21 protein-coding genes and 2 pseudogenes are annotated in these 18,924 nt (G+C 64.2%); 13 read left to right on the top strand and 10 right to left on the bottom strand.

All coding sequences use genetic code 11. The features are described from left to right. Window positions 1-1,355, top strand: a 1,355-nt coding sequence (locus Q427_RS06045) for a TRAP transporter permease (protein ID WP_043511956.1), incomplete at its 5' end; no start/stop codon positions are given. An 11-nt stretch (window positions 1,356-1,366) separates the two neighbouring features. Continuing rightward, on the top strand, window positions 1,367-1,795 hold the full coding sequence (locus tag Q427_RS06040) for a universal stress protein (RefSeq protein ID WP_043511955.1): 429 nt from the start codon (window positions 1,367-1,369) through the stop codon (window positions 1,793-1,795). Between the two features lie 99 nt (window positions 1,796-1,894). On the opposite strand, the gene Q427_RS33450 is transcribed toward Q427_RS06040, so the two are convergent. The 5 genes from Q427_RS33450 to Q427_RS06015 are packed head-to-tail and all read right to left on the bottom strand — an operon-like array spanning window position 1,895 to window position 5,497. After that, entirely contained in the window at window positions 1,895-2,095 is a 201-nt protein-coding gene (locus Q427_RS33450) for a thiosulfate oxidation carrier complex protein SoxZ (protein WP_231613471.1), read from the bottom strand. After that, window positions 2,056-2,712: a thiosulfate oxidation carrier protein SoxY gene (locus Q427_RS28675; protein ID WP_231613469.1), complete on the bottom strand. Its 657-nt coding sequence runs from the start codon at window positions 2,710-2,712 to the stop codon at window positions 2,056-2,058. Before Q427_RS28675 ends, Q427_RS33450 begins: the two co-directional genes overlap by 40 nt. Window positions 2,713-2,731: 19 nt before the next feature. Then, a complete protein-coding gene (locus Q427_RS06025; RefSeq protein ID WP_043511952.1) occupies window positions 2,732-3,757 on the bottom strand; it encodes a YeeE/YedE family protein in 1,026 nt (341 codons plus the stop codon). 46 nt (window positions 3,758-3,803) lie between these two features. After that, window positions 3,804-5,132 (bottom strand): NAD(P)/FAD-dependent oxidoreductase, encoded by a 1,329-nt coding sequence (locus Q427_RS06020; RefSeq protein ID WP_043511950.1) that lies wholly within the window; start codon window positions 5,130-5,132, stop codon window positions 3,804-3,806. A gap of 11 nt (window positions 5,133-5,143) precedes the next feature. Next, the gene (locus Q427_RS06015; protein WP_043511948.1) at window positions 5,144-5,497 is read right to left on the bottom strand and encodes a c-type cytochrome; all 354 of its coding nucleotides are present in this window, start codon (window positions 5,495-5,497) and stop codon (window positions 5,144-5,146) included. Between the two features lie 326 nt (window positions 5,498-5,823). Between Q427_RS06015 and Q427_RS06010 the strand changes: the two are divergent. From Q427_RS06010 to Q427_RS33445, 6 genes and pseudogenes are all read left to right on the top strand, one after another. Further along, window positions 5,824-6,638, top strand: a pseudogene (locus Q427_RS06010) (DUF2189 domain-containing protein). A gap of 142 nt (window positions 6,639-6,780) precedes the next feature. After that, window positions 6,781-7,293 (top strand): molybdopterin-dependent oxidoreductase, encoded by a 513-nt coding sequence (locus Q427_RS06005; protein WP_051496169.1) that lies wholly within the window; start codon window positions 6,781-6,783, stop codon window positions 7,291-7,293. A gap of 26 nt (window positions 7,294-7,319) precedes the next feature. After that, window positions 7,320-9,509 (top strand): ATP-binding protein, encoded by a 2,190-nt coding sequence (locus Q427_RS06000; RefSeq protein WP_043511946.1) that lies wholly within the window; start codon window positions 7,320-7,322, stop codon window positions 9,507-9,509. A gap of 78 nt (window positions 9,510-9,587) precedes the next feature. After that, window positions 9,588-10,775 (top strand): nitric oxide-sensing protein NosP, encoded by a 1,188-nt coding sequence (gene nosP, locus Q427_RS05995; protein WP_051496168.1) that lies wholly within the window; start codon window positions 9,588-9,590, stop codon window positions 10,773-10,775. After that, entirely contained in the window at window positions 10,753-11,763 is a 1,011-nt protein-coding gene (locus Q427_RS05990; RefSeq protein WP_231613468.1) for a sensor histidine kinase, read from the top strand. The genes nosP and Q427_RS05990 overlap by 23 nt, the downstream gene beginning before the upstream one ends. Next, on the top strand, window positions 11,760-12,122 hold the full coding sequence (locus tag Q427_RS33445) for a response regulator (protein WP_231613465.1): 363 nt from the start codon (window positions 11,760-11,762) through the stop codon (window positions 12,120-12,122). Before Q427_RS05990 ends, Q427_RS33445 begins: the two co-directional genes overlap by 4 nt. A 43-nt stretch (window positions 12,123-12,165) precedes the next feature. Here the strand turns inward: Q427_RS33445 and Q427_RS05985 are convergent, their stop codons facing one another. Next, window positions 12,166-12,816, bottom strand: a complete 651-nt coding sequence (locus tag Q427_RS05985; protein WP_043511940.1) for a response regulator transcription factor — start codon at window positions 12,814-12,816, stop codon at window positions 12,166-12,168. A gap of 130 nt (window positions 12,817-12,946) precedes the next feature. Between Q427_RS05985 and exaC the strand changes: the two are divergent. The 3 genes and pseudogenes from exaC to Q427_RS32040 all read left to right on the top strand — a co-directional run bounded on the left by exaC (window position 12,947) and on the right by Q427_RS32040 (window position 15,257). After that, window positions 12,947-14,466 (top strand): annotated as a pseudogene (exaC, locus tag Q427_RS05980) (acetaldehyde dehydrogenase ExaC). A 156-nt stretch (window positions 14,467-14,622) separates the two neighbouring features. Continuing rightward, window positions 14,623-15,018: a class I SAM-dependent methyltransferase gene (locus Q427_RS32045; RefSeq protein ID WP_051496167.1), complete on the top strand. Its 396-nt coding sequence runs from the start codon at window positions 14,623-14,625 to the stop codon at window positions 15,016-15,018. After that, window positions 15,006-15,257, top strand: a complete 252-nt coding sequence (locus Q427_RS32040) for a hypothetical protein (protein WP_051496166.1) — start codon at window positions 15,006-15,008, stop codon at window positions 15,255-15,257. The genes Q427_RS32045 and Q427_RS32040 overlap by 13 nt, the downstream gene beginning before the upstream one ends. Here Q427_RS32040 and Q427_RS05970 read toward each other — a convergent pair. The 3 genes from Q427_RS05970 to Q427_RS05960 are packed head-to-tail and all read right to left on the bottom strand — an operon-like array spanning window position 15,220 to window position 17,361. Then, complete coding sequence (locus tag Q427_RS05970; protein WP_043511937.1) at window positions 15,220-16,452, bottom strand: MerC family mercury resistance protein; 1,233 nt, start codon at window positions 16,450-16,452, stop codon at window positions 15,220-15,222. The genes Q427_RS32040 and Q427_RS05970 overlap by 38 nt on opposite strands. Before the next feature lie 19 nt (window positions 16,453-16,471). After that, window positions 16,472-16,735 (bottom strand): anti-sigma factor family protein, encoded by a 264-nt coding sequence (locus tag Q427_RS05965; RefSeq protein ID WP_043511933.1) that lies wholly within the window; start codon window positions 16,733-16,735, stop codon window positions 16,472-16,474. Then, window positions 16,732-17,361 (bottom strand): sigma-70 family RNA polymerase sigma factor, encoded by a 630-nt coding sequence (locus Q427_RS05960; RefSeq protein WP_081785848.1) that lies wholly within the window; start codon window positions 17,359-17,361, stop codon window positions 16,732-16,734. The genes Q427_RS05965 and Q427_RS05960 overlap by 4 nt, the downstream gene beginning before the upstream one ends. A gap of 279 nt (window positions 17,362-17,640) precedes the next feature. On the opposite strand from Q427_RS05960, the gene Q427_RS05955 reads away from it, so the two are divergent. Beyond that, window positions 17,641-18,123 (top strand): cupin domain-containing protein, encoded by a 483-nt coding sequence (locus tag Q427_RS05955; protein WP_051496165.1) that lies wholly within the window; start codon window positions 17,641-17,643, stop codon window positions 18,121-18,123. Between the two features lie 110 nt (window positions 18,124-18,233). Then, window positions 18,234-18,653 (top strand): secondary thiamine-phosphate synthase enzyme YjbQ, encoded by a 420-nt coding sequence (locus Q427_RS05950; RefSeq protein WP_043511931.1) that lies wholly within the window; start codon window positions 18,234-18,236, stop codon window positions 18,651-18,653. A 15-nt stretch (window positions 18,654-18,668) separates the two neighbouring features. Here Q427_RS05950 and Q427_RS05945 read toward each other — a convergent pair. Continuing rightward, a partial coding sequence (locus tag Q427_RS05945; protein WP_043511929.1) for an STAS domain-containing protein occupies window positions 18,669-18,924 on the bottom strand: 256 nt, incomplete at its 5' end.

Genomic DNA, 18,924 nt, shown 5'->3' with positions numbered 1-18,924 from the left:
AGCTTGGGGCCAAGTATCCCGAGCTGGAGCTCGATGATCCTACGTCCCAGGTCCTGACCCTTCCCCAGACTCGGCCCACGGTGATGGTCGGCCTGCACTACATACTGCCGGTGATCGTGCTGGTCTGGTGCCTGATGGTCGAGCGCCTGTCGCCGGGGCTTTCGGCTTTCTGGGCCACGGTTTTCATGATCTTCATCATCGTTACCCAGCGTCCGATCATTGCGGCGTTCCGCCAGCGCAGTAAGCTTGCCGAGGATATCAAGGAAGGCTTCATGGACCTGTGGGACGGCCTGGTGACCGGTGCTCGCAACATGATCGGTATCGGTATCGCCACCGCGGCGGCAGGGATCATCGTGGGGGCCGTCTCCCAGACCGGCGTCGGCCTGGTGCTGGCCGATGTGGTGGAGATTCTCTCCATGGGCAACCTGATGCTGATCCTGCTGCTCACCGCGGTGCTCAGCCTGATACTCGGGATGGGACTGCCCACCACCGCCAACTACATCGTGGTGTCGGCGCTGCTGGCGCCGGTGATCGTGACCCTTGGGCAGCAGAGCGGCCTGATCGTGCCGCTGATCGCCGTGCACCTCTTCGTGTTCTATTTCGGCATCATGGCCGATGTGACGCCACCGGTAGGCCTGGCCTCCTTTGCGGCCGCGGCGGTCTCTGGTGGCGATCCGTTGCGTACCGGTTTTCAGGCCTTCTATTACAGCCTGCGTACGGCGGCGCTGCCGTTCCTGTTCATCTTTAATACGGACCTGCTGCTGATCGACGTCGGCTGGATACAGGGGATCGTGATCTTCATCATCGCCACCATTGCGATGTTGATCTTTGCTGCCGGGACCCAGGGCTTCATGATCGCCCGCAACCGCTGGTACGAGAGCATCCTGCTGCTGCTGGTGGCCTTCACTCTGTTCCGTCCCGGGTTCTGGATGGACAGGATCCACGATCCCTACCAGTCCGTGCCGCCGGCACAGTTTGTCCAGGCACTGGGTGAGGTTGACGACGGCAGCAACCTGCGGGTTCAGATCAGCGGCGAGGACGCCTTCGGCGACCCCTTGACCACCTACATCCTGGTCCCGGTACCGCGGGGTGATACGCCCGAAGAGCGCATGCAGGAACTCGGCATGGAACTCGTGATAGACGGGGACCAGGCCATAGTTGACTTCGTCGAGTTCGGCAGCCTGGCCGCCGACCTCGGCTTCGACTTCGATCAGGAAATCATCGAGGTATCGGCCCCGGTGGATCGCTGGGCGAAGGAGTGGATGTGGGTGCCCGGCTTCCTGGTGTTTGGCCTGGTGGTGCTGCTGCAGCGGCGTCGGCGTAACCAGCAGCCGGCATCGACGGCCACTGCCTGAAGGAGATGATCATGTACAGCAAGATATTGTTGTCGGTGGACCTGAACGAGGAGAGCTCCTGGGCCAAGGCCCTGCCAACGGCGGTGACGCTTTGTCGCACCTTCGATGCGTCGCTGCATCTGGTGACGGTACTGCCGGACTACCGGATGCCCCTGGTCGGCTCCTATTTTCCCAAGGACTTCGCCAAGAAGGCGCATGAGGCCATTTCGGATGCCCAGCATGCGTTTATCCAGGAGCATGTGCCGGAGGATATCAAGGTGCAGTCGGTGATCGCGGACGGTTCGCCCTGGGAAGCCATCGTCAAGACGGCGAAGCAGCTCGAGGTGGATCTGATCGTCATGGCCTCCCACAACAAGCGCAAGTTCGCCGACTATGTGCTTGGCCCCAATGCCGAGCATGTCGTGCACCACGCCAAGATGTCGGTGATGATCGTGCGTTGAGGAAGTCAGCCAAGCGGAAAGTGCAGCCCATTACGCGCCCGGCCGAGCAATCGGTCGGCGTAATGGGCTTGGAGGTGGGGCTTGGCCGTTCCCCTTGTCTCAGTTGGTCTCGATGGCCGCTTCGTGCCTGGCGGAGGCGCCAGTATCATCCTGCCACTCGAAGACCGCTTCACCGTCCTCCTCGGGGCTGAGATAGAACAGCAGGTAGGGGCTGGCGGAAACCGACTGATGCAGTTCGGCCTCGAAGGCGGTTTCGCCATTCAGGCTGACGGTGAAACGTTCGATGATATGCCGCGGCACGATCTCGCCGTCAGGGCCTCACGCAAGCCGGTCTCCATGGGATGGTTGATCAGGGTGCGCACTGCCTCGGGCTGGCCCGGGGAGAACCGGGGAGGGACGCTGACGCGGGGATTGGACAGCGGCTCTGGCAGATCGCCGCCATTGCGCATCAGGCAACCGCTGACGGTGATGCGGACCTCCCGCGCCGTCGCGAAACGCTCACCTTGGTGGCTGGTGGCGATGGCGATCACCTGCTGTGTTTCGTTGAGCCGGACCCGAGTGGATATCTCGGGTTTGCCACTCAGGGGGGTGAGGTGGAAGGTGGCGATCTCGGGCGAGGGGTTGGCGGTCGCAAAGAGGTCGATACGCGAGATGTAGTCATCCTCGGCGAGCTCGCCGTCGAAACCGACGGTGAGCGAAACCGAAGCGCCATCTTCCGAGACATGGGGCAGGTCGAGTACCAGGCCCTGGGTAGCGGGCTCGGCATCACCCAGCACGCTGCGGGCGGCCTCCAGGCGCTGCCATGGGCCTTCTGCCATGGCGGGCGTGGCCAGGCCGATGGCAGCGACGGCAGCGACCAGGCCGCGCAGCAGTCGGCGGCGGGCAGCGTCATGATGTGGGGGATGGGCAGGGCGCATGGCTTCCTCCGGTAAGCGATCAATTGTTGGACAGTGCCAGTGGGCCGACGATTCCCAGCCGTGCACCGGCCACGATACCTGCCAGGGCGGCAAAGGCGGTCAATGCCAGTGTCGACATCCCGGACAGGCCCTGGCCGATGGAGCAGCCCAGTGCCATGACACCACCGATGCCCATCAAGGCGCCCCCCGTCATGCTGCGCAGCATCTGCCCGGGCCCGTCGAAAGCGCGCAGGATGAAGTCACGCCGCAGCAGTGCCATGGCCAGGGCGCCTACTATCACGCCCCCAACCACGCTGACGCCGAAACCGAGCCGGGTGCCGGTGGAAAGCATCAGGTACTGCAGCGATTCACCGATGGGGGCGATGAAGGTCAGGCTCGCCAGGCGTACCGGCTCGAAGTCGTCATGGCCGAGCACGCCGGTGGCGTACCAGCCCGCCGGGACCAGCAGGCCGATGATGAGGCCACCCAGCCAGTCCCGGGGCGAGGCGCGAAACGCTGCGCTGGCGAATGCCCAGGCCAGCAGCACGCCGCCCAGCACCAATGCCGTGAGCCAGGCCGGAGCACCGATGGCTCCCGGCAGGTCACGGGCGGGGAGGACCAGTGTGGTCATGCCTTCCAGCCAGATCCGCAGTGGTGCCAGGACGCCGGAAAGCGCCATGTAGGCGGCCAGGCCCAAGCATGTCAGGACGACGAAGCTGCGCAGGTTGCCGCTGCCCAGCAGTACAAGGGCGCGGGCCCCGCAGCCATTGGCCAGGGTCATGCCGTAGCCGAACAGGGCGCCGCCCAGGGGGATGGCCAGCCAGGAAGGGGCAGGGCTGGCATAGTGGGACGCTCCCAGCGATACCAGGCCGGCGGCAGCCAATGCCTGGCTGCCCAGCAGTGCCACCGCCATGGCCAGGACGAAGCTGCGCAGCTTGCGGGTGTCGCCGAGAGTCCAGCTATTGGCCAGGCCACGCATGAGGCAGAAGCCGGTGGCCTGGCCGGCCGCGCCGAAACACAGGCCGATCAGCGCCGCTGACCAGGCGACCAGCTCGGTATGGCTCATGTAGAGCGAGTCCTTTTCCCAATGACGTGCATGTATCTGGCTACCTTCAGGTAGCCTTGCTGCCCGGGGCTGTGCCCCAGGTGTCCTGGCAGATAGCGTTGTACCAACCCACGGCATATTCCGCTTCCAGGGCGCGGGTGGCATCGGAAGCGTCGGCGGGGCTCAGGCCACCGGCCCCCTCCACTTCGGCGATCACCCCGTCCTGCACACGATAGACGCCGGCCACCGAGATGCCATACTCCGGCCCGACCAGGCTGTAGCAGGTATTGGTCCAGTAGGCCTCTGGCGCCGGACGCGACTCCAGGGAAGCGGCAATGGCGGCGGCCACGACCTTGGCCTGGCCATTGGCACAGAAACCCGACTTGGGCATCGGCGCCGCCACCGTAGCGTCGCCCACCACATAGATGTCGGCGACCTGGCGCGACTCGAAGGTCTCGGCCTTCACTGGCACCCAGCCGGAGTCGTCGGTGACACCGGCACGCTCGGCAATCCAGCCGGCCTTCTGCGGTGGAATGACGTTGAGAACGTCGGCGCGATGCACGGTGCCGAACTCGGTTTCGACCTCCAGCCTGTCGGCATCGACGCGGGTTACCCGACCGTCATTGGACAGCCCCACCCATTCGATGCGGTCACCGTAGAGTCGCTCCCAGCCGGCGGTGAACAGCCCCTGCTTGGAGAAGTTGTCCTTGGCGTCGAGGATCAGGACCTTTGATTTCGGCTTGTGCTGTGCCAGATAGTTGGCCACCAGACTGGCGCGCTCATAGGGGCCGGGGGGGCAGCGGAAGGGATTCTCCGGGGCCACCATGACGAAGGTGCCGCCATCGTCCATGGCCTCGAGCTGACTGCGCAGCAGCTCGGTCTGGGTGCCGGCCTTCCAGGCGTGAGGGGCCTTCTCGGCGGCCTCCTCGTCGTATCCTTCCAGTGCATTCCAGCGCATGTCGATGCCGGGGGAGAGCACCAGGCGGTCGTAGTCGAGTTTGCGCCCGGTTGAAAGAGTCACCTTGTGGGCGTCGGCGTCCACATCTTCGGCCATGGCATGGATCACACGGACACCGTAACGGTCCTCGAGCTCCTCGTAGCCATGGGCGATGGCGTCCATCTCGCGGAGGCCGCCCAGATGCAGGTTGCTGAACGGGCAGGTATAGAAGATCTCGTTTGGCTCAACCAGGATCACTTCGATGGCCGGGTTGGCCCGCTTGAGATACTTGGCGGCGGTGGCGCCGCCGAAGCCGCCGCCGACCACCACGACGCGCCCGGCACTCTGGCCGCCGATGGCAAAGGGTGCGCTGCCCACCAGAGGTAGCAGCGATGCGGCACCGATGCCCTTGATCAACTGGCGACGGGTCAGGCCGCTGCGGTTGTGACGATGCTTCATGTCGCGCCCCCTCATTCTTCCGGCTCGTTATCGTTGTTCAGGTCGATGGCGGCAAAGTGCCGGGCGAGCGCCCGGAGCTCGGCATCCGTGAAACCCTTGGCGATCCGGTCCATTACGGTGACTTCATCGTCTTCCTTGTGCTTGAAGTCAAGTAGTCGCGAGGCCAGGACATCGGCGGGGCGCCCGGCAATCGTCGGTACGCTGCCGGTCAGCCGGCCATCGGTGCCGTGGCAGCTGGCGCAGCCGCCCGCCATTACTTCGAGCTGGGCGTCGGAGAAGGTCTCTTCGGCCTGGGCCGACAGTGGCATGATTGTCAGCAGCAGGCTCGCCAGTGTCAGGGAGGCAATAGGAAAAACCCGTTTCATCTTCGGCTCCTGATCGGAGTTCTTGTCGAAATTCGTGTCACCCAAGCATGTTACTGCGGACCGGATGCTAGCAGGAAGGAACACTTTGGCATTCCGTTATGCCCCTATGAACGGCAAGGTTAAGAGCTTATGCCTTTTTGTAATTGCTGCGAAAAACGGGAGCTTATTCGACAAATTGGGGCTTTACGTTGATTGGTCCGAGGCGCACTCTTGTGCCAGGTCAACTACATTAACGCTGTAGAACGACAACAAGACGCCTCCCGGTCACCCAACCGGAACGGCGCGCTCTTTCGTCACATGACTTGGCGACCAGACGGGGTATGATTATGAATGCAGCAACTAGATCCTCGGGGCAGACATCGGTGCCCACGGTGAAGATCATCATCAATCCGATCGGCATGGACAGGCCCAGGGCCTGGTTGGCCGCCGGTTTCGAGGATTTCCGCCAAGCCACGGCGGTGAGTCTTGCCTATGGCATGTTCTGGGTCGGGTTGAGTATCGCCGTGACCTTGGTGCCGTCATGCTCGACCTGTGGCACTGGCTGCTGCCCATGGCCGCCGGCTTCATGTTCCTGGGCCCGCTGGTGGCGGTGGGGTCCTACGGTGTCAGCCGGGCGATCGAGGCCAACCGCACGCCCCACCTGGGAGACGCCTTCAGTGCATGGCGCCCCCACGCCGGCCAGTTGGCGATGATGGGCGTGATGATGATGATCTTCTTTCTCGCCTGGATTCGTCTTGCCACCCTGCTCTTCGCCCTGTTCTACGGCTTCGAGGCGCCGGGACCTGCGGCGCTCTATGCGTCGCTGCTTACCACGCCGCAAGGGCTGGGCATGATCCTGGTCGGCACCGGCGTCGGTGCCGTGCTGGCATTTGGCGCCTTTACCATCAGCGTTGTCGCCATCCCCACGCTGATGGATCAGGATCTCACCTTCATGGAAGGCATCGAGGCGAGCGTGCGCTCGGTTGCGAGGAACTTTCGCCCCATGCTGCTGTGGGCCGTGATACTGACCGGCTGTGTGCTGGTCGGGGTGCTGACGTTCTATATCGGCCTGGCCCTGATCCTGCCGGTTCTGGGGCACGCCAGCTGGCATGCCTATGAGGACCTGGTACGCTGCGAGCCCGTGGAGAAGGTCGACAGCTGATCAGCCAATGGGCAGGAGGGTGCTTCTCTCCTGCCTTGTTCGCTCTCGTAGCCGCTCCCTGGCCACTCCTTTCCCACCTGACCTTTCAGTGCATTTCGCGTAATCTTGTCTGTCATTACCCCGGCCAATGCGGACTGCCGAGATGTTGCTGACGAGTCGATGTCGTTATCTGTTTGCCCTCTGCCTGCTGCCTGTATCGACCCTGTTGTCGGCCGAGCCTTTCCCGCCACCGGAAGGGGACGTCCTGTTGCGGCTGACCGGGGACATCGCGCATGTCAATGTCGGCGACGAGCTGCACCTTGACCGGGCCATGCTGATGTCCCTGTCTCCGGTGGTGGTCGAAACCGCCACTCCCTGGACCGAGGGAGTGGGGCGTTTCGAGGGGCCGCTGGCCCGTGCCGTTCTCGACGCAGCGGGCGCTGGCGGCGAGCATGTGCAGGTGCGGGCACTGGATGCCTTCGAGGCCAAGGTGCCGGTGTCGGACTTCCATGAATACGACGTGATCCTGGCCATCCAGCGTGACGGAGAACCCATCGCCGTCCGCGATCTCGGCCCGGTTTTCCTCCTCTACCCTTTCGATGACCATCCAGAGCTGCTCAACGAGACCATTCGCTTTCGCTCTGTCTGGCACGTGGGCACGATCCATGTTCCCTGAGCAGAACTGAGGCGGGAGGCAAGACAATGGTGCTGCGTCACCCCCTCCGGCTGAAGCTGGGTGCCATGGCCGCCCTGCTCTTTTTTACTGCTGCCCTGGTCGTGGTGGGTCTGGCTGCCTGGCGACAGGAGGGGCTCTACCAGAACGTGGGCGCGGATGCCTCATGGCACGCCTACAAGCTCGACCGTGACATGGTTCAATTGCGCAGTGATCTGGCCAGCGGGACTGGCAGTGGCGAGTCGCTGGATGCACTCATGCTGCGCTTTGAGCTGCTCTACAGTCGCTTGAATCAGTTGCGCCGAGCCGATATCTCCGCCCTGTACCAATACAATCCCACGGCCTATCGCCTGCTGCCCGAGCTCGCCGAAAAGATGGATCGGTTCGATGACGGGCTCCAGGCGCTTGATCAACTGGATGAGACAACACGTCGGTTACTGGACGCCAGGCTTGAAGCGCTCAGTGGCAATACCGAACAGCTGGTCATCGCCATCAATGGGCTGCTTGCCGAGGCGGCGACCCGTGACCGGGAGGTCTTGCAGACGCTCTACGTGCTGTTGCTGGCGTTGATCCTGGCCATGAGCCTGGCCGGATTGCTGGTGGTCATCTTCCTGGTGAGGGAGGCCCGCGACAATGCGGTGGCGCGCCGCTCGCTTGAGACATTGAGTCGGGAGCTAAAGGGAACGGCCCGCCAGGCCGAATCGGCGAGCCGGGCCAAGTCGGAGTTTCTCGCCACGGTCAGCCACGAGATACGTACCCCGCTCAATGGTGTCATCGGCATGAGCGACCTGCTCATGGACCAGCCACTGGATGCTCGCTCCCGGGAGTATGTCGGTACGCTTCATGCCAGTGCCGGGCGCCTGCTGGGATTGATCAACGATATCCTGGACTTTTCCAAGATCGAATCCGGCAAGCTTGAGCTGGAGCACCGGCCGGTACGGCTGGCAGCACTGATCGACGATGTCTGCCGACTCTATGCGCCGCGTGCCGAGGCCAAGGGTCTCAAGCTGGAAAGCTATCTCTCGCCGACCCTGCCGGTGCAGGTCATGGGGGATCCCACCCGGCTGAGGCAGGTGCTGCTCAACCTGATCGCCAATGCCATCAAGTTTACCGAGCGTGGCGGGGTAGTGGTCGAGGCGAAGACAACGGATAGCGGTCGACTCTGCCTTGCGGTGTGTGATACCGGCCCCGGTATCGCGGAGGACCAGCAGGAGCGTCTCTTCGAACCCTTTCGTCAAGCGGACGCCTCCACGGCACGTCGCTATGGGGGTACAGGCCTGGGCTTGGCCATCTGCCGGCGGCTGACCGATGCCATGGGAGGGGAGATCGGCATCGACAGTCGGCCCGGCGAGGGCAGCCGATTCTGGATCGAGCTGCCGCTCGAGCCGGCCGACGATGAACCCGAGGTGGAGCGTGATGAGCCGCCAGCGCTGATGCTGCCCAATGTCAGTGGCAATGTGCTGCTGGTGGAGGACAACCCGGTCAACCAGCAGGTGGCGGTGGCGATGCTGGAGCGCTTCGGCTGCCACGTTGAGATGGCAGGCAGTGGCCAGGAGGCCCTGGAGGCCGTCGCGAGGGAGACGTTCGACCTCATCTTCATGGACGTGCAGATGCCCGGCATGGATGGACTGGAAACCGTGCGACGCTTGCGGGCAAGAGGGGGGTGGTGTCGCCGGGTGCCCGTCGTGGCGATGACCGCCGGTGGCCCCGGGGCCGAGCGGGCACGCTGCCTGGATGCCGGGATGAACGACTATCTGACCAAACCGCTGATTCGTAGAGAGCTTGCCGCCTGCCTGCGTCGCGCACTGCCGGCGCCGGTAACGACGGCAGCGGAGGGTGTCGCTTCTGCCACCGCCGAGCTTGATGAGCACGCCCTGACCGAACTGCTGGAATCATTGGGCGAGACGATGGTCGCGACCTTGATCATGGTGCATCGTGAGCAGTTGGAAGTGTATCGCCGTGCCATGCAGAACGCCGTCGACCAGGGCGACATGCAAGCCTTGGAAGCTGCTGCCCACAGCGTCAAGGGGGAATCGGCCAGCCTGGGTGCCCGCAAGCTCGCTGCCGTTGCCCAGCGCCTGGAAGCGCTGGCCCACCATGATCGCCGGGAAGAGATCACGGAGCAGTTCCAGATCCTGCACGCCTTGATCCCGGTGACGCTCGCAGAACTCGAGCGGTGGCTGGCGGAGCAGAAGGCATCCGGCGATCTGGCCAGGTAAGGGCTGGTGATCGATGGCCTGCGTTGTCGCAGCCCCCTGGGGCAGCCTAAACTGCAGGAAACACCCGCTGAGGTTGCCATGGATCTGCTTGCCGATGACCGCACCGAGACAGGGGATGACTCTGCTCGTTCACCCGTTGGCACCGCCTACAGTGCCCGGCGCGACCCTGGTGAGGCCGCGCGAGAGCTGGCCAGGCAACTGCAGCATTCCGAGCTAGGTTTCGTCCTGTTCTTCTGCAGCGCGGAATACTCGCTCGAGGCGCTGGGGCCAGCGATGGATGCGGCTTTCGAGGATACACCCGTTTCCGGTTGTACCACGGCAGGAGAGATCACACCCGCAGGTTATTGCCGTGGCTGCATCGTGGCCATCGGCTTCGATCGTCGTGCCTTCGCCGTTGCGCACACCTTGATCGACGACCTAGAGGGCTTCGGGCTGCTGCAGGCGCAGCGCCTGACCGGCGAGCTGCTCGAGTCATGCCGGCAGGCATCGTCGGCGCTGGAGGGCGGGCAGCGCTTCGTACTCACGCTGCTCGACGGTCTCTCCAGCAGTGAGGAGCAGGTGCTGGCCACGCTGGATACGGCCTTGGGCACCATCCCCAGCTTTGGCGGTTCGGCCGGTGACGACAACCGCCTGGCCTATACCCATGTCTACAGCAAAGGCCGTTTTCACAGTGAGTCGGCGGTGGTGGTGATGTTCCAGACTCGCTTGCCCTTCGAGGTGTTTACCACCCATCACCTGCGCCCGCGTCGGGAGAAGCTGGTGGTGACTCGAGCTGACTGCGAGCGACGCCGGGTACTGGAGCTCAACGCAGCACCGGCGGCGGCGGAGTACGCACGCCTGGTGGGGCTGCCGGTCACGTCGCTGAATCCGGCAATCTTTGCCAGCCATCCCCTGGCGGTACGCATTGGTGAACAGCACTATGTGCGCTCGATCCAGGGGGCCAACGAGGATGGCAGCCTCAGTTTCTACTGCGCGGTGGAGAACGGCATCGTGCTGACGGCCATGCAGCCGGCACCGCTGCTCGAAGACCTGCGGCTTACCCTCGACGGGCTGCGTGAACGGCTCGGTGAGCCAGCCCTGATCCTGGGCTGCGATTGCTTCCTGAGGCGGCTTGAACTGGAGGCACTGGGCCAGGTTGATGAAGCCTCGAAGCTGCTGGGGCAGGCGGGTGTCGTCGGCTTCAACACCTATGGGGAGCAGCACCACGGCATGCATATCAACCAGACGCTCACCGGAGTCGCCATTGGATCTGTTCCAACCGCCTGAGCTGCCTGAGGGGTGGCATGAACGGGAGCGTATGCTGCAGGAAGAGAACGCTCGGCTGAGGCGTATCTGCGCCTCATTGATCGAACGGGTCGAGTCCGGCGGGGTGGCCGGTGGCGCGCCCTACGCCTCCTTCGAGCACTCGGTGCTGCTGGCCGAGCAGGTGCGGGAGCGCACCGAGGCGTTGCAACAGGCACTGGTCGAACTGCACCGGGCCAAGGCCGAGGCCGAAGCCGCCAATCTCTCCAAGACCAAGTTTCTGGCAGCCGTCAGCCACGACCTGCTGCAGCCGCTCAATGCCGCGCGGCTGTTTGCCAGTGCCCTGGACGAGCACTCACTGCCCGATGACTCGCACCGGCTGGTCGGTCACATCGGTCGCTCGCTCAAGGGGGTCGAGGCGCTGCTCGGCACGCTGGTGGACATTTCCCGACTGGACGCAGGCTTGCTTAAGCCCGACATCGCCCCTTTTCCCGTCGCCCAACTGCTCGATGTACTGGCCGAGGAGTATCGTCAAATGGCCGCGGCCCGGGGATTGGAGCTGCGCTACGTTCACTGCGACGCCATGATCGAATCGGATATGGCTTTGCTGGCCCGGGTCGTGCGCAACTTCCTGGCCAATGCGATCCGCTATACGCCGAAGGGCCGCATCCTGCTGGGCTGCCGCCATCGAGCCGATGGTCTGGAGGTCGTGGTGGGTGACACGGGGCCCGGGATCGACGAGGCCCAGCGTGAGGCAATCTTCCTGGAGTTTCGCCGACTCGGCGTCGAATCGAGTGAACAGGACAGGGGCCTGGGGCTGGGGCTTGCCATCGTCGATCGTATCAGCGGCATGCTGGGTCACCCGCTGCGCCTCGTTTCCCGGCCAGGAAGGGGTTCGCTATTCTCGGTCCGAGTGCCTACGGGCCGCCAGAGGTGCGGGTGGTGCGGGCATCATCACCAGCGGCGGGCGAGGGGGCGACGGTTAGCCTTGCGGGGGTCAAGGTCTGGGTGATCGATAACGACCCGGCCATTTGCGAGGGGATGGCGGCGCTGCTGGGCGGTTGGGGGTGCCGTGTGGTCACGGCAGCGTCGTTGACTGAGCTCGAAGCCCTTGAGGGCGATGATACTGCCGACGTGCTATTGGTGGATTATCATCTTGAGGAGGGCGGGCCAGATGGCCTGGCCGTGGCAGCCAGGCTTCGCAGGCGTTATCCGGGCCTGCCGGTGGTGGTGATTACCGCCAACCATGATGCGGCCCTGAAGGCTCGGGCCAGGCAATTGGGCCATGAGTGCCTGCTCAAGCCGCTGAAGCCGCTGCGGCTCAAGATGCTCTTGATGCAATACCTGACTCATCAGGTAGGGGAGCATTAGACCAGGCAGTGCGGAGTGACAAGGCGCTGGCCTGGCGACCGGATCAGCGTGGCATCCGCTCCAGCTCGCCGGCCGCCAGGATGGCGTGGACGCGGCTGCTGACACCGAGCTTGCGCAGGATCGCCGAGACATGTGTCTTCACGGTGGTCTCGGCGATACCCAGCTCCCTGGCAATCTGCTTGTTGGATTCTCCCCGGGTCATGCGCTCCAGGACCTCCAGCTGTTTTCCGGTCAGCAAGGCGAGCCGGTCCTCGCTGCCAGGGGGCGGTGGTGGCGACGCGTTGGGTGCGGATGGGCGGCGCATGATGTCTGGCGGCAAATAGAGCTGGCCCTCCAGTATGCGGCCCAGGGCGGCCAGCAGGGCGTCGCGGGGCGTCGACTTGGGAATATATCCCACGGCACCCATGTCGATGGCATCGAGCACGATGCGACGGTCCTGTTCGGCCGAAATGATGGCCACGGGCAGTTGCGGGTAGGCTTCACGCAGGTGGAGCAGTCCGCTGAGCCCCTCGGCATCGGGCAGTCCCAGGTCAAGCAACAGCAGGTCCAGGTCGTCGCGACCCTCCGCCAGCTGCAGCGCCACCGCCACGCTATCCGCCTGGAGCAGTTGGCACCCTGGCAGCCCCGCATCGATCACGGCGCAGAGGGCATCTCGGAACAGCGGATGGTCATCGGCGACCATCAGGGTATACATGGGTCTCTCCTGTTATCTCCTACCAAGGAAGGAGCCCGTCTCCTGCGTCGGCAGTATGTCGTACTTTCCCTTGCTGACCAATACTGGGTGTGGTCACTCAATCATAACGATAACAGTCAGGAGTCACGCCATGATCTACGCCAATCCCGGTCAGTCCGGTTCCGTCATCACCTTCGAGTCTCGCTATGGCAACTACATCGGTGGCGAGTTCGTGCCCCCGGTGAAGGGCCAGTACTTCGACAACGTCAGTCCGGTCAACGGCGAAGTGTTCTGCCAGATCCCCCGCTCCACCGCCGAGGACATCGACAAGGCGCTGGATGCCGCACACGCCGCCGCACCGGCCTGGGGCAAGACCTCCGCCGCCGAGCGTAGCAACATCCTGCTCAAGATCGCCGATCGCATCGAGCAGAACCTTGAAATGCTGGCCGTGGCCGAAACCTGGGACAACGGCAAGGCGGTGCGGGAGACCCTGAACGCCGACCTGCCGCTGGCTGTCGACCACTTCCGCTACTTCGCCGGGTGCATCCGAGCCCAGGAGGGTGCGGCGGCCGATATCGATGCCAATACCGTCTCCTACCATTTCCACGAGCCCCTTGGCGTGGTGGGCCAGATCATCCCGTGGAACTTCCCGTTGCTGATGGCGACCTGGAAGCTGGCGCCAGCGCTGGCTGCCGGTAACTGTGTGGTACTCAAGCCCGCCGAGCAGACCCCGGCATCGATCCTCAAACTGATGGAACTGGTCGGTGACCTGCTGCCGCCGGGTGTTGTCAACGTGGTCAATGGCTATGGCGCCGAAGCGGGCCAGGCGCTGGCCACCAGCAAGCGCATCGCCAAGATCGCCTTTACCGGCTCCACGCCGGTGGGTGCCCATATCCTCAAGTGCGCCGCCGAGAACATTATCCCTTCCACCGTGGAGCTGGGCGGTAAGTCACCCAATATCTACTTCGCCGACATCATGAACGCCGAGCCGGAATTCATCGACAAGGCGGTGGAAGGCCTGGTGCTGGCTTTCTTCAACCAGGGCGAGGTTTGCACCTGTCCCTCGCGGGCGCTGATCCAGGAGAGCATGTACGACGCCTTCATGGCCAAGGTGATGGAGCGTACCGTGGCCATCAAGCGCGGCAACCCGCTGGATACCGACGTGCAGGTCGCGCCCAGGCCTCCCAGGAGCAGTTCGACAAGATCATGTCCTACATGGACATCGCCCGTGAGGAGGGGGCCGAGTTCCTCACCGGTGGCGACCGCGAGACCCTGGATGCGTCAATCAACAACGGCTTCTATATTCAGCCGACCCTGCTCAAGGGCAACAACAAGATGCGCGTGTTCCAGGAGGAAATCTTCGGCCCGGTGGTGGCTGTGACTACCTTCAAGGACGAAGCGGAAGCACTGGCCATCGCCAACGACACCGAGTTCGGCCTTGGCGCAGGGGTGTGGAGCCGCGACATGAATGTCGCCTTCCGCATGGGGCGTGGCATCCAGGCCGGTCGCGTCTGGACCAACTGCTACCACCAGTACCCGGCCCACGCTGCCTTCGGCGGTTACAAGAAGTCAGGCGTCGGCCGCGAGACCCACAAGGTGGCCCTCGAGCACTACCAGCAGACCAAGAACCTGCTGGTGAGCTACGACATCAATCCGCTCGGTTTCTTCTAACAGTACCCTGCGCCCGGGCCTTGTCCCGGGCGCCTGGCGGCCCTGTCAATGGGCGGCACCACCGTGCCTATTCATCGATAAGTGCCACGAGGAGGCTCCCTGGCTATCCAGCGGCCATGGTTCATTCATCATCATGGTCTCTTCAGGAGAGACACCATGATGGACATCGAAACCCTCGACCTGCACCAGGAGCGCCTGCAGCGTGTGGCCGCCCTGCTTCTTGGGAGCGGTGCACGGCGAGTGCTGGACCTTGGCTGTGGCACCGGCACCCTGTTGCAATACCTGCTGCGCGAGCCGCAGTTCGAACGGCTGGTTGGCCTCGAACTTTCCGGTGAGCTGCTGGCCCAGGCCAAGATGCGTTTCGAAACGCTGTCAGCCGATTTCCGGTCACGTCTTGAACTCGTCTGCGGCTCCTATGTCGACCCACCCGGCACCTGGCCGACTTCGATGCCGCGGCCATGGTCGAGACCATCGAGCATGTCCCCCCAGCGTCGCTTTCCCGGGTGGAGCGCGCCGTCTTTGCCGGCTTGCGTCCTCGCTTGCTGGTGCTGACCACGCCCAATCGCGAGTTCAATCCGCTCTATGGCCTGGCACCGGGGGAGTTTCGCGAGCCCGACCACAAGTTCGAATGGGACCGGGCACGCTTTGCCGGCTGGGCGCGTGGCGTGGCAAGCCGCAATGGCTATCGGGTCTTGCTGTCGGGCATCGGCGAGTGGCACCCCACCCTTGGCCAGCCGACCCAGCTGGCTCAATTCATTCGGCAGAGGGCTGATCCAGCCCCAGCACCCTGATTTCCTGTTGTCTTCGCTGGCGTAGATCCCACAGTGCAGCGCCACCCAGCAGCAGGAAGCCGGCCAGCTCAACCAGCGCTCGGTAATCGATGAACAGCGCGTAGAGGATGGCTGCGCTGCCCGCTGTGGCGAGTAGCGGCGGGACGATGGCATGGTGCTGCCGATAACCGGCAAGGAGTGCGGCCAGGGCGAGCAGTACGAAGCCGGCAATGGCGCCGGCCCAGGCACCCTCATGAATGACGAGCCCAACCCCCAGCAGAGGCAGCAGGCTGACCAGGGCCAGGGTGCCGTAGCAGCTCAGCAGAGCCAGGCCAAGTGCGGCTGCGCCCAGCAGCCCGCGTCGGCGCAGTCGCAGCAGCCAGCGCCTCGGGTCGAGCCGCCTCAGCCACTGGTGGAGCCAGGAGGGTGCCTGCTCTCCGCGTCGCATGCCGATTTCGACGGAGTGGGCGCCGAAACTCTGGGCCACCTCGCGCGTCTGGGCGCTGGGACTCAGGGCGAAGTAGTCATGGCTACCCACTGTCGTGACCTCCTCGAACCCGGCATCCTCGAACAGGGCGATCAGGTCCTCTTTCACCGTGGCACCCACCACGCACTCGACCCATAGCCTGGGGTCATCGTGACAGTCCACCGACACCGGGCGATGGATGACCACGTCGGCCAGTTGCACGCGGCCGTGGGAGCGGAGCACGCGGAACATTTCGGTGACGGCCCGTCGCTTGTCCGGCACCAGGTTGAGCGCGCCGTTGCTGGTGATGGCGTCGATACTGCCATCGGGCAGGGGGAGCTGTTCCGCCGAGGCCTGCACTACGTCGAGGTTGTTGGTGTCGCTCTGTTCGATGGTTTTCTTCAGCTTGCGGGTCATGGCGGGGGTGAGGTCCAGGGCGATGACTCGGCCGGAGGGGCCGACCAGTTGGCTGGCAATCAGCGCATCGCTGCCGGCACCCGCGCCGATGTCGAGCACCGTGTCGCCGGGCCGGATGGCATCGGCCCGGAAGGGGAAGCCGACCCCCGCGAAGGATTCGAGCAACGCCGCCGGTAGCTTGGCAGTGAGCCTGGTCGGATAGCCGAGGCGTTCGCAGGTATTGCCACCCGTGGGAAAATGGAAGGGGGAAGCTGGCGCATCGGCCACTGCCGTGTACATATCCTGGACCGCGGAAACGATCTGCTCTCTTGAATAACCCAGTATGGCTACCATCAGGGACCTCCTGCCGGGCTCAGTGGGGCATGTCCGGATCGTTATCGTCGAACCTGTCCAGCAGGTTGCCGATGCGATGATACAGCCGCGGCGGAGCCTTGACCGTTGCGGATGCCGCCACCCTGGCCCGTAGTCGTTTTTCGAATTCGGCCCGCGTAAAGCAATCGCGACACCGGGACAGGTGCCGCTCCATATCGGCCGCCTGCCGGTGATCCAGCTCCCGGTCGAGATAGTCGAAGAGCCGCTCGATGACTTCCTCGCAGCTGAGGTCCCGTTTGCTCATGGCTGCCGCCCTCCCTTGCCGGTATGGTCGGGCGCCACACCGGCCTCCCTGGCCTGTTTCCAGAGTCGTTTCTGCAGCAGCGAGCGCGCCCGGCTCAGCCGTGAGCGAACGGTACCCAGCGGGATGCCGAGCAGGCCGGATACCTCCTCATACGTATAGCCCTGCACTTCCACCAGCACAATCGCCACCCGGTATGGGTCGGGAAGCGCATCCAGCGCTTCCTGCAGTTCCTCCTGCAAGAGGCTGTTGAAGAACTGATCCTCCAGGCTGCCCCACCAGAGCAGGAAGGGTTGATGCAGCTGCTGGAACAGGGTGAACCCATCCGCATCGAGGGCCTCCGGTGATGCCGAGTCACTGTCGGCTGCGGCCTGGGGACGGCTTTGCCGTCGTCGCCACTCGCTGATGAAGGTATTGGTGAGGATATGGAACAGCCAGGCGTCGAAGCGTTCGGGGTCGCGTAGCTTGTCGAGCTGGGACCAGGCTCGTACGACCGCCTCCGCGACGATATCCTCGGCATCGTCGGGGTTGCGGGTGAGACGTAGCGCCGTGCCGTACAGCCGGTCCATCAGCGGCTCCAGGCGTTGTTCGAACCACTGCCGCCGATGGGATGCGTCGTGAAATGTCATGACATTCCCCGGATCCGCCCGATGACGAGGGGCAAGCCATACCGTCGACGTGAGAGCGAGCTGGCTGGTGCGTGTCATTGGGCACCTCTTGAGCATGGAACGCCCGTGGGCAGGGGGCAAATCGCACTTGTGGCAAGGACGCGGCAGGGCGCGCGATGGTTCCCGGTCGGCTGGCGTCGTACTGGCTGGCATGAGCGGGAACAAAGTCGGTCGTCGCTGCGTCCTTGGGGCACACGGTACTCGGGTGCCGTGTGGAATCAGCCAAAGAGGAGCGACGAAATGAGCCACAAGACAAGCCTCAAGACCGCAATCCTGGCCGCCGCAGCCTTTGCCCTGGCTGCCGGCGCGCTGCAGGCGGAGACCTACCATGGCGATGGCCACTTGCTGGGCACCCCCGATGACCTGACCTGGGGCCCGGTGGGCTCCATGGGGGAGGGTGCCGAAATTGCCATCATCGAGGGCGACCTTGGGGAGGAAGCCCCGTTCACCTTCCGGCTTCGGCTTGCGGATGGCTACGAGATCAAGCCCCATGTGCATCCCGCCTACGAACGGGTGACGGTGCTCGATGGCACCCTGCATTTCGCCCATGGCGAGACGTTCGATCCCGATGCCACCCAGGAGCTGCCCGTGGGAGGCTACGCCATCATGGCGCCGGGCGACGCCATGTTCGGCTATGCCGAGGGAGAGACGATCATCCAGCTGCATGGCGAAGGCCCCTGGGGCATCGAGTACATCGACCCGGCGGATGATCCTCGAAACTGATGAGGTCAGGCGAGCGCGTGCCGTCTGTACGAGCGGGCGGTACGCTTGCCATGGCGCTGCGGCAAGTTAGCATGGCGGTGGATATCATTCGCTTGTAAAGAGGATCCGCCATGTGGCAACAGCAGGAGCTTCGACTTGCCCCGCGCTCGCGGGGCTTTCACCTGATCACCGCTGAGGTGGTCGAGGGGATGTACGGACTGGAGGCGGTGTCGATCGGGCTGCTGCACCTGCAGCTGCTGCATACCTCGGCGTCGCTGACCCTCAACGAGAACGCCGACCCGGACGTGCGTCACGACCTGGATGCCTTCCTGCGGGATCGTATCCCCGGTGACCTGCCCTATTTCCGGCACACCCTGGAGGGCCCCGACGACATGCCGGCCCATGTCTGCGCCAGCCTGCTCGGCACCCAGCTCACCCTGGCGGTGCGCGAGGGGCGCATTGCCCTGGGCACCTGGCAGGGCATCTGGCTGGGCGAGCACCGCGACCACGGTGGCGCCCGTCGGCTGATCGCTACCCTGCAGGGGGAGTAAGCAAGAGCTCGCTTGTCAGCGGTCGCGCTCCGCCAGCCAGTGTCGCGCCAACCGCTGGGCGTGGTCCAGGTGGCGCACGGCGGAGAGTCGGCCGGCCTCGCGATAGAGTCCGGCACGGCGCAGCTTCATGACCATGCGTGCCGGCATGCCGATGAAGATCAACCCGACGTCTCGGCTGCGCAGTTCCTCGATCAGCGATTGCAGGGCGACGATGGCGGTGGTGTCGAGACTCGGGACATCGCGCATGTCGAGCATCACCACCTTCACCTCC

The organism is Halomonas sp. BC04, assembly GCF_000568385.1.
This window is presented reverse-complemented; position numbering and strand designations above follow the sequence as displayed.

What these genes read in the sequence shown, in the direction of transcription:
- Q427_RS05960 (WP_081785848.1), bottom strand. Translation starts at nt 17,361, where the DNA reads ATGACATTTCACGACGCATCCCATCGGCGGCAGTGGTTCGAACAACGC.
- Q427_RS05965 (WP_043511933.1), bottom strand. Translation starts at nt 16,735, where the DNA reads ATGAGCAAACGGGACCTCAGCTGCGAGGAAGTCATCGAGCGGCTCTTC.
- Q427_RS05970 (WP_043511937.1), bottom strand. Translation starts at nt 16,452, where the DNA reads ATGGTAGCCATACTGGGTTATTCAAGAGAGCAGATCGTTTCCGCGGTC.
- Q427_RS28675 (WP_231613469.1), bottom strand. Translation starts at nt 2,712, where the DNA reads ATGCGCCCTGCCCATCCCCCACATCATGACGCTGCCCGCCGCCGACTG.
- Q427_RS05955 (WP_051496165.1), top strand. Translation starts at nt 17,641, where the DNA reads ATGAGCCACAAGACAAGCCTCAAGACCGCAATCCTGGCCGCCGCAGCC.
- Q427_RS06015 (WP_043511948.1), bottom strand. Translation starts at nt 5,497, where the DNA reads ATGAAACGGGTTTTTCCTATTGCCTCCCTGACACTGGCGAGCCTGCTG.
- Q427_RS06005 (WP_051496169.1), top strand. Translation starts at nt 6,781, where the DNA reads ATGTTGCTGACGAGTCGATGTCGTTATCTGTTTGCCCTCTGCCTGCTG.
- Q427_RS06040 (WP_043511955.1), top strand. Translation starts at nt 1,367, where the DNA reads ATGTACAGCAAGATATTGTTGTCGGTGGACCTGAACGAGGAGAGCTCC.
- Q427_RS05950 (WP_043511931.1), top strand. Translation starts at nt 18,234, where the DNA reads ATGTGGCAACAGCAGGAGCTTCGACTTGCCCCGCGCTCGCGGGGCTTT.
- nosP (WP_051496168.1), top strand. Translation starts at nt 9,588, where the DNA reads ATGGATCTGCTTGCCGATGACCGCACCGAGACAGGGGATGACTCTGCT.
- Q427_RS32045 (WP_051496167.1), top strand. Translation starts at nt 14,623, where the DNA reads ATGATGGACATCGAAACCCTCGACCTGCACCAGGAGCGCCTGCAGCGT.
- Q427_RS06025 (WP_043511952.1), bottom strand. Translation starts at nt 3,757, where the DNA reads ATGAGCCATACCGAGCTGGTCGCCTGGTCAGCGGCGCTGATCGGCCTG.
- Q427_RS06000 (WP_043511946.1), top strand. Translation starts at nt 7,320, where the DNA reads ATGGTGCTGCGTCACCCCCTCCGGCTGAAGCTGGGTGCCATGGCCGCC.
- Q427_RS05985 (WP_043511940.1), bottom strand. Translation starts at nt 12,816, where the DNA reads ATGTATACCCTGATGGTCGCCGATGACCATCCGCTGTTCCGAGATGCC.
- Q427_RS06020 (WP_043511950.1), bottom strand. Translation starts at nt 5,132, where the DNA reads ATGAAGCATCGTCACAACCGCAGCGGCCTGACCCGTCGCCAGTTGATC.